General features: G+C 42.9%; 7 protein-coding genes and 1 other RNA gene. 2 read left to right on the top strand and 6 right to left on the bottom strand.

Features of this window, described 5'->3' with window-relative positions:
- Nucleotides 1-21: 21 nt before the first annotated feature.
- The 6 genes from ACEYCN_RS07910 to ACEYCN_RS07885 all read right to left on the bottom strand — a co-directional run bounded on the left by ACEYCN_RS07910 (nucleotide 22) and on the right by ACEYCN_RS07885 (nucleotide 4,495).
- Nucleotides 22-342, bottom strand: coding sequence for a transposase (locus ACEYCN_RS07910; protein ID WP_373713743.1), 321 nt, complete (start codon nucleotides 340-342; stop codon nucleotides 22-24).
- A gap of 91 nt (nucleotides 343-433) precedes the next feature.
- The gene (locus ACEYCN_RS07905) at nucleotides 434-1,915 is read right to left on the bottom strand and encodes a cell division site-positioning protein MapZ family protein (protein WP_373713742.1); all 1,482 of its coding nucleotides are present in this window, start codon (nucleotides 1,913-1,915) and stop codon (nucleotides 434-436) included.
- 4 nt (nucleotides 1,916-1,919) lie between these two features.
- On the bottom strand, nucleotides 1,920-3,086 hold the full coding sequence (locus tag ACEYCN_RS07900; protein ID WP_373713741.1) for a class I SAM-dependent RNA methyltransferase: 1,167 nt from the start codon (nucleotides 3,084-3,086) through the stop codon (nucleotides 1,920-1,922).
- Nucleotides 3,087-3,170: 84 nt separating this feature from the next.
- An RNA gene (gene rnpB / locus ACEYCN_RS07895) (RNase P RNA component class B) lies at nucleotides 3,171-3,542 on the bottom strand.
- A 13-nt stretch (nucleotides 3,543-3,555) separates the two neighbouring features.
- Nucleotides 3,556-3,891: a cell division regulator GpsB gene (gene gpsB / locus ACEYCN_RS07890; protein WP_373713740.1), complete on the bottom strand. Its 336-nt coding sequence runs from the start codon at nucleotides 3,889-3,891 to the stop codon at nucleotides 3,556-3,558.
- Between the two features lie 73 nt (nucleotides 3,892-3,964).
- Nucleotides 3,965-4,495 carry a DUF1273 domain-containing protein gene (locus ACEYCN_RS07885; protein WP_373713739.1) on the bottom strand — a complete coding sequence of 177 codons (531 nt, stop codon included), beginning with the start codon at nucleotides 4,493-4,495 and terminating at the stop codon, nucleotides 3,965-3,967.
- A gap of 71 nt (nucleotides 4,496-4,566) precedes the next feature.
- On the opposite strand from ACEYCN_RS07885, the gene recU reads away from it, so the two are divergent.
- Entirely contained in the window at nucleotides 4,567-5,178 is a 612-nt protein-coding gene (gene recU / locus ACEYCN_RS07880; protein ID WP_373713738.1) for a Holliday junction resolvase RecU, read from the top strand.
- On the top strand, nucleotides 5,156-6,487 hold a 1,332-nt coding region (locus ACEYCN_RS07875), incomplete at its 3' end, for a transglycosylase domain-containing protein (protein WP_373713737.1). The genes recU and ACEYCN_RS07875, both read left to right, overlap by 23 nt.

Here is a 6,487-nt window from a genome sequence, read left to right as displayed (position 1 = left end):
CTTGATAGAGGTGGACTCTTCTCACAGATTGAGGAGAGTCCTTAAGGTCTTTAAAATCGCATTCTCCATTCGTAGATAAGCATTCTGTTCCTCAAGGGTCATCTCCTCTAAATTCCTAGTTTTGGGACGACCAGTGGACTTCCTACCTCGTAAATCTTGGGTAAGTAAAGCAGGGTCTTCTCGGTATTTTCTTGTCCAAGTTAGAACCTGGCTGTCTGATTTTAACCCATATTTTTTGACAATAGAAGTCATCCCTCCGCTCTTTCCGCTGAGGTAGTCTTCCACTACCTGTATTTTGAACTCGGGTGGATATTTGGTGAACTTGCTTCCTTTTTTGGCCATGAGAAAAGAACCTCCTTATAAGAACAGTATACAACTTTTTTACACTGTCCATTATAAGTGGTTCTTTTCAATTTGAACTCATTTTTTTGTTTTAAAAGTCCACCGCATCTGCGCGTCCAGGAGCATTTCCTACGAAGTATCCAGTCTTACAGTTGATAGAGAAGAGATAGGTACCATCTGACTTGAAGAGGTTATAGTAACCGCGGCCGTTGATGATGTTGACTTTCTCTAGGTAATAGTCATTTCCTGAGATATGACCACGTTCCTTAGCGATGGCAATGATTTTTTCCAAGATACCTGGGTTAAAGACCCAAGCTTCGTTATTGACATCATCAATTGCTGCTTGATTATAGGGTACGCGACTGAGTTCGCGCTGGAGTTTCACATTGGCAGGAATTTCCATACCATAGACAACACCAGCAACATTGACCCAACCTGGATTTGATGACGGCGCTGATACACCTGGTGTTTCAACTGGCGTTGTTGGTGCTGGCGTTGGAGTAGTTGCCTGTCCTGTATCAGCAGGACTGGTAGCATTCCCACCTGATTGTCCTTGACCTTGAGCTTGTCCCTGATTCTGACTTTGACCCTGAGCCTGGTTAGCTGAAGAGGCTGGCTTTTGAGTTTGCCCCATCTTGATAGCAGAAGCCAATAAGGCATCTAGTGTTGAAAGTCCCGTTGAAACGCTCTTAAAACTCGCGCCTGATTTGACATTGGCAGTCGTATCCAACTCACCATCAACAATGGCTGGTTTGTCAAATTTACTGTTAATATCCTTGATGGCATTGATGGCTTTCTCCAAAACATCGTATTTAGCCTTCGCCGCCTTGTAGCCAGATTTAGATGTCCCAATCTTATCGAGAGCTGCTTTCAGTTGGTCCAGTTTATCGAATTCACTATTCTTTAACTTGGTTTGGCTACCATCTGTAAAGAAACTTGCATATAATTTTTCAAAAGCTGCTACATTTGCATCTGTAGAGCTGGATGAACTTGTTTTACTACTTGAAGAAGATGATTTTGTCTGACCTCCGCCGTTCATATTGTTCATCCATAGAAAGGCAGTCGCAAGAATTGCCACAAAACTCGCTGTCAGACCAAGCCAAATCAGCATTTTTTTCTTGCCTGATTTTTCTGAATCTGACAGGTCATCCTCATACTCATCTTCAAAGTCTGTCATTGGAGCAGTTGGTGGGATATTATCTACTTCTACTGGCTCGCTAGTCTGAACTTTATGAATCTGCAAATCTGCATCTGCATTTGCTTGTTCTTCTGTTGCGGCAATGATTTGCGCCATTTCTGCTGGTTGAAGAGCAACCCTGGTTTCCTCAAGCATTTCGTCAGAGATAGCCGGCGCATTAGCGAGAGTTTCAAATTTTTCTGCTTCAATATCTTCTCGGTGCTGCTTGATATAGCGGTCCAGAATATTATCATCTTCCTCGACTCCGTCCTTGATATCCTGCTGCTTGCGAACGACCTGTCCGACCGTCATTTCCTTGATTTCGTCAAGGCTTAAAATCTTCTCTTCTTCTGCTTGAGGTTGTCTCTGTTGGTCTGGCTGTTTCTTATTTGACACGTTTCTAGTCTCCTTCTGCTGGGATAGTTCGTTTAACTCTTTTTCCAAAAAATTGGTAAAGATCTACTTTTAAGGTTCCGTTATAGAGTTTGCGTTTTTTATCTGCCTGACGGCCAAAGCGCATTTCAAATTGTTCATCGCTAGTCAAAATAAATTTAGACCAGGTATCAAGCGGAGCAAAGGTTCCCCCCATTTCACGATACAGTTTAGCAATCGCATCATCATCCAAGAGTCGCTCACCGTAAGGTGGATTGGAAAGGATAACTCCATTTATCTTGTCCGTTTTTAAATCCTGCAGTCGCATCTGTTTGAAATGTATATCTGCTTCTACACCTGCTGCAAAGGCATTTTTCTTGGCGATATCAATCATGCGACTGTCGATGTCGAAACCTGAAATATCTAGTTGCATATCCTGAACAATCGCATTTTGGGCTTTTTGACGCGCTTGCTGGACAAGGGATTTGTCTACCCAATTCCATTCTTCAAAGGCAAAGGTTCGCTTGAGGCCTGGAGCAATCTTACGGGCCATCATGGCGGCTTCAATACAGAAGGTTCCCGAACCACAAGTTGGATCAATGAGAGGTTTATCTGGATACCAGTTGGTTAAAAGCAAGATAGCGGCAGCCATATTTTCCTTGATAGGGGCTCCTCCTTTTTCGACACGGTAGCCACGCTTGAAAAGACTGGACCCTGTGGTATCGATCATGACCGTTGCCTTATCCTTTAAGATAGACACTTCAATTTTAAATTCTGCTCCCGTTTCCTGTAAGGGAACTCCTTCTGGCCGATGGAAATGTTTCTGTAGTTTTTTAACGACTGCTTTTTTTGAAATCGCCTGAACACTGGGTTCATTGTGGAGTTTGGATTTGACACATTTAGCCTTGGAAATGGGAAACTTGCAGCCAAGCGGCAGATAGTTTTCCCAGTCCAAGCCATAGACCCCTTGAAAGAGTTCTTCAAAGGTGGAAGCTGGAAATTGGCCCACAATAATTTTAATGCGGTCTGCAGCTCTCAACCAGAGGTTACTCTGAATGATTGCTAAAAGGTCGCCATCAAAGCGGACACGCCCATTTTCTACCTGGCAATCGTAGCCTAGGTCACGAAGCTCACGCCCCACAACAGCTTCTAACCCTGCTGCCGCAGTCGCAATTAACTTAAATTTTGTTTTCATATTTTCTCGATTTCATGTGTCTAAGCTGCTATTACAAAGAAAAGTCTAGGTACTTTCGTCCTAGACTCTACCTATTATGCAATTTTCTATAAGCCATGTTTTGTTCCAGTGGTACTAGGTGCTACCACCTTCGATAATCATCTGTCTACTGCTCTTCGCAGTCAGGAAAGACCGTTCGTTTCCAGCTTTCCCATGCCCCGACCGAAATTTGGGTTGCTAGCTTGAGGGGTTTACCGCGTTCCACTTTCCACGTTTCCATGAAAACTTCGTCACTGTGGCACTTTCAGGTCTAGTTTGACATATCTTAAAAGACGTAGCCATTTCGACCGCCGTAACGTCTAAGACGTCCCTAGGCTTATGGATTCGCCTAGCACAAACACTACCAGCATCACAGCTAGTGCTAGCATGGACTTTCCTCATGGTATCATCTGCTGAACCATGCGATTATCCAAAAATTGCACGTTTATTCTTAATCTTGGGCAATCTGTTTGCCAAATACTTCCTTCTCCAGTCGATTCAAGCGACGCAAGATGTCAAAATTAGTTGCAGATGAGCTACGTTCTGTTCGCAACGTTTCTGTCTCTTCCGATACAGGAGCTGCCGCTGCCGCTTGAGGAGCGTTGATTGCCTGAGCTTTGAGGCGGGTAATTTCACCCTTCAATTCCTTGATAATCGCTTCATAGGCATCATAATCTTTCATAATCTGATCTAAGAAGTCGTTTACTTCATCCTGATCATATCCTCGGAATCCAATTTTAAAATCTTGTTCATAAATATCTTTTGTTGTAAATTTGATAGTCGCCATTTTTCTCTCCATATCTTAAAAGTCGCTACTTTCATTATATTAAAAAAAATAGGGAAAAATCAAGTTAAATTACTCATTTTTTTATAAAATTTTCAGCTATTTCATTTAAATCATCAAAGTTTAAACTTTTTACAGTATAACCTACTTGGATTAAAATTAGATTGTATAAATATTTCAAGTTTGTTTCATTTTCGTTATCGTAAAATAAATAGACCCCGTCTGTATTTTCCAGAAGAAAGTGATTATAATCCTTAAACTGACCTGGATTCTGGTAATGAGGAAAGGCATACTTGACAAAATCTGTTGACTTGAACTTGGCTAACTTGATCTGATTGGCTTCGTTCCAATGTTCGCCGTGATTGGCAAACGGAAAGATTGTTGCGGTCTGGAATTCGTAGGCTTCTGTCTTTAACTCTTCCAATACTTCCAAGGCCCAGTATTCAAAACCCAGATTTCCCGTAAAGACAAACCATTCTACACCTTCTTCAATCAAGCGGATGCAGTCTCTTCGAATGGCCTCCTTAATAATCGAAATCCTCGGATCCTTGTCCGAAAAAATCCCTAGGTCTGTGTGCCTGTATCCAGCTATCAAAACGCTCTCCATAGTCAATTCTTGTGCTCTTTTCTCATCTTGTGATATAATGTACTGATAGTATTTTATCAAGAAGGAGTTCTATGGTCAATTATCCTCACCAGGTTTCTAGAAAAACGCCAGAAACCAGTGTCAGGTCTGAAAAGAGAGAGGTCAACTTTGCCAATCGCGGGATGACCTTTGAAACAGCCATCAACGATAGCAACAACTATTACTTGGCTCATGGCAAGGCAGTTATCCATAAAAAGCCTACGCCGGTTCAGATCGTTAAGGTTGATTACCCCAAGCGGAGTCGAGCAAAGATTGTGGAAGCTTATTTCCGACATGCCTCTACAACCGATTATTCTGGAGTTTACAAGGGCTACTACATTGACTTTGAGGCCAAGGAAACTAGACAAAAAACGGCTATGCCCATGAAAAACTTTCACGCTCATCAGATTGAGCACATGGCCCAGGTTTTACAGCAACGAGGAATTTCCTTTGTGCTCCTTCACTTCTCAACATTGAAAGAAACCTATCTCTTACCTGCTAGGCCCTTGATTGATTTTTATCAAATTGATCAGGGAGGCAAGTCTATGCCTATTGACTATATTCGCCAGCATGGTTTTGAGATTAAGATGGGGGGCTATCCCAGTCTACCCTATCTGGACATCGTTGAAGAAAAATTATTAGGTGGTGACAATTTTGAAAAATGAAACCCTAAAAAAATACCTTATCATAGTGGCCAATGTCCTTCTTGCTGGTTTTATTCTGGCAACCTTGGCTGCTGCTGGCTTGGTCGCCTACTATATCAGTTCGGCCCCAGCCCTGACAGAAGAGGCGCTGACGGCCACTACTTCTAGTAAGATTTATGATAAGGATGGCGGTCTGATTGCAGACCTCGGAGCTGAAAAACGCTCCAATGCTAAGACCCAAGAAATCCCTACGGATCTCGTAAATGCCATTGTGGCGATTGAAGACCAACGATTCTTCAACCACCGAGGTGTCGATGTTATCCGGATTGCTGGTGCCTTTTTGAATAACTTAACCAGCGGTGGACTTCAAGGTGGTTCTACCTTGGATCAGCAGTTTATTAAGTTGACCTACTTCTCCACTTCGACTGAAGATCAGACCCTCAAACGGAAAATTCAAGAGGCTTGGCTGGCTATGCAGCTGGAACGCCGCAATACCAAGCAGGAAATCTTAACCTACTATGTCAATAAGGTCTACATGTCCAATGGTAACTATGGAATGAAGACAGCAGCTAGTGCTTATTATGGCAAAGAGTTAAAGGATTTATCCATTGCTCAGGCAGCTCTCTTGGCCGGCATGCCCCAGGCTCCAAATCAATACGATCCCTACACACAGCCCGAAGCTGCTCAGAGGCGTCGGGATATCGTTCTTGGGGAAATGTTGGATGAAAAATACATTACCAAAGAACAGTATGATACGGCCATCGCTACTCCTGTAACAGATGGACTTCAACCACTGAAAAACACTGCTGCCTATCCTCTCTACATGGACAACTACCTCAAAGAAGTTATTGAAGAGGTTGAGGAGAAAACTGGTTACAATCTGTTGACTACAGGTATGAGTGTTTATACCAATGTTGATTCAGCAGCTCAACAACAGCTCTGGAATATTTACAATACAGACGAATTTGTCTACTACCCTGATAATATCTTCCAGGTGGCGTCCACTATCGTTGATGTATCTAATGGTAAGGTTATTGCTCAACTCGGCGCCCGGAATCAGGCCACCAATGTGTCCTTTGGGGTCAACCAGGCTGTTGAGACAAACCGTGACTTCGGTTCAACGATGAAACCAATCACAGATTATGCTCCTGCTCTTAAGAATGGTATCTATACCTCAACGGCCGATACAATTGTCGATGGTCCTTACAATTACCCTGGTACCAGCACTCCTGTTTACAACTACGAACGGGGCTACTTCGGTTCCATGACCGTCAAATCTGCCATTCAGTATTCTCGGAATATTCCAGCCATCAAAGCCTTGGAGGCAACT

The organism is Streptococcus sp. (assembly GCF_041802885.1).
Classification (GTDB): domain Bacteria; phylum Bacillota; class Bacilli; order Lactobacillales; family Streptococcaceae; genus Streptococcus.
This window is presented reverse-complemented; position numbering and strand designations above follow the sequence as displayed.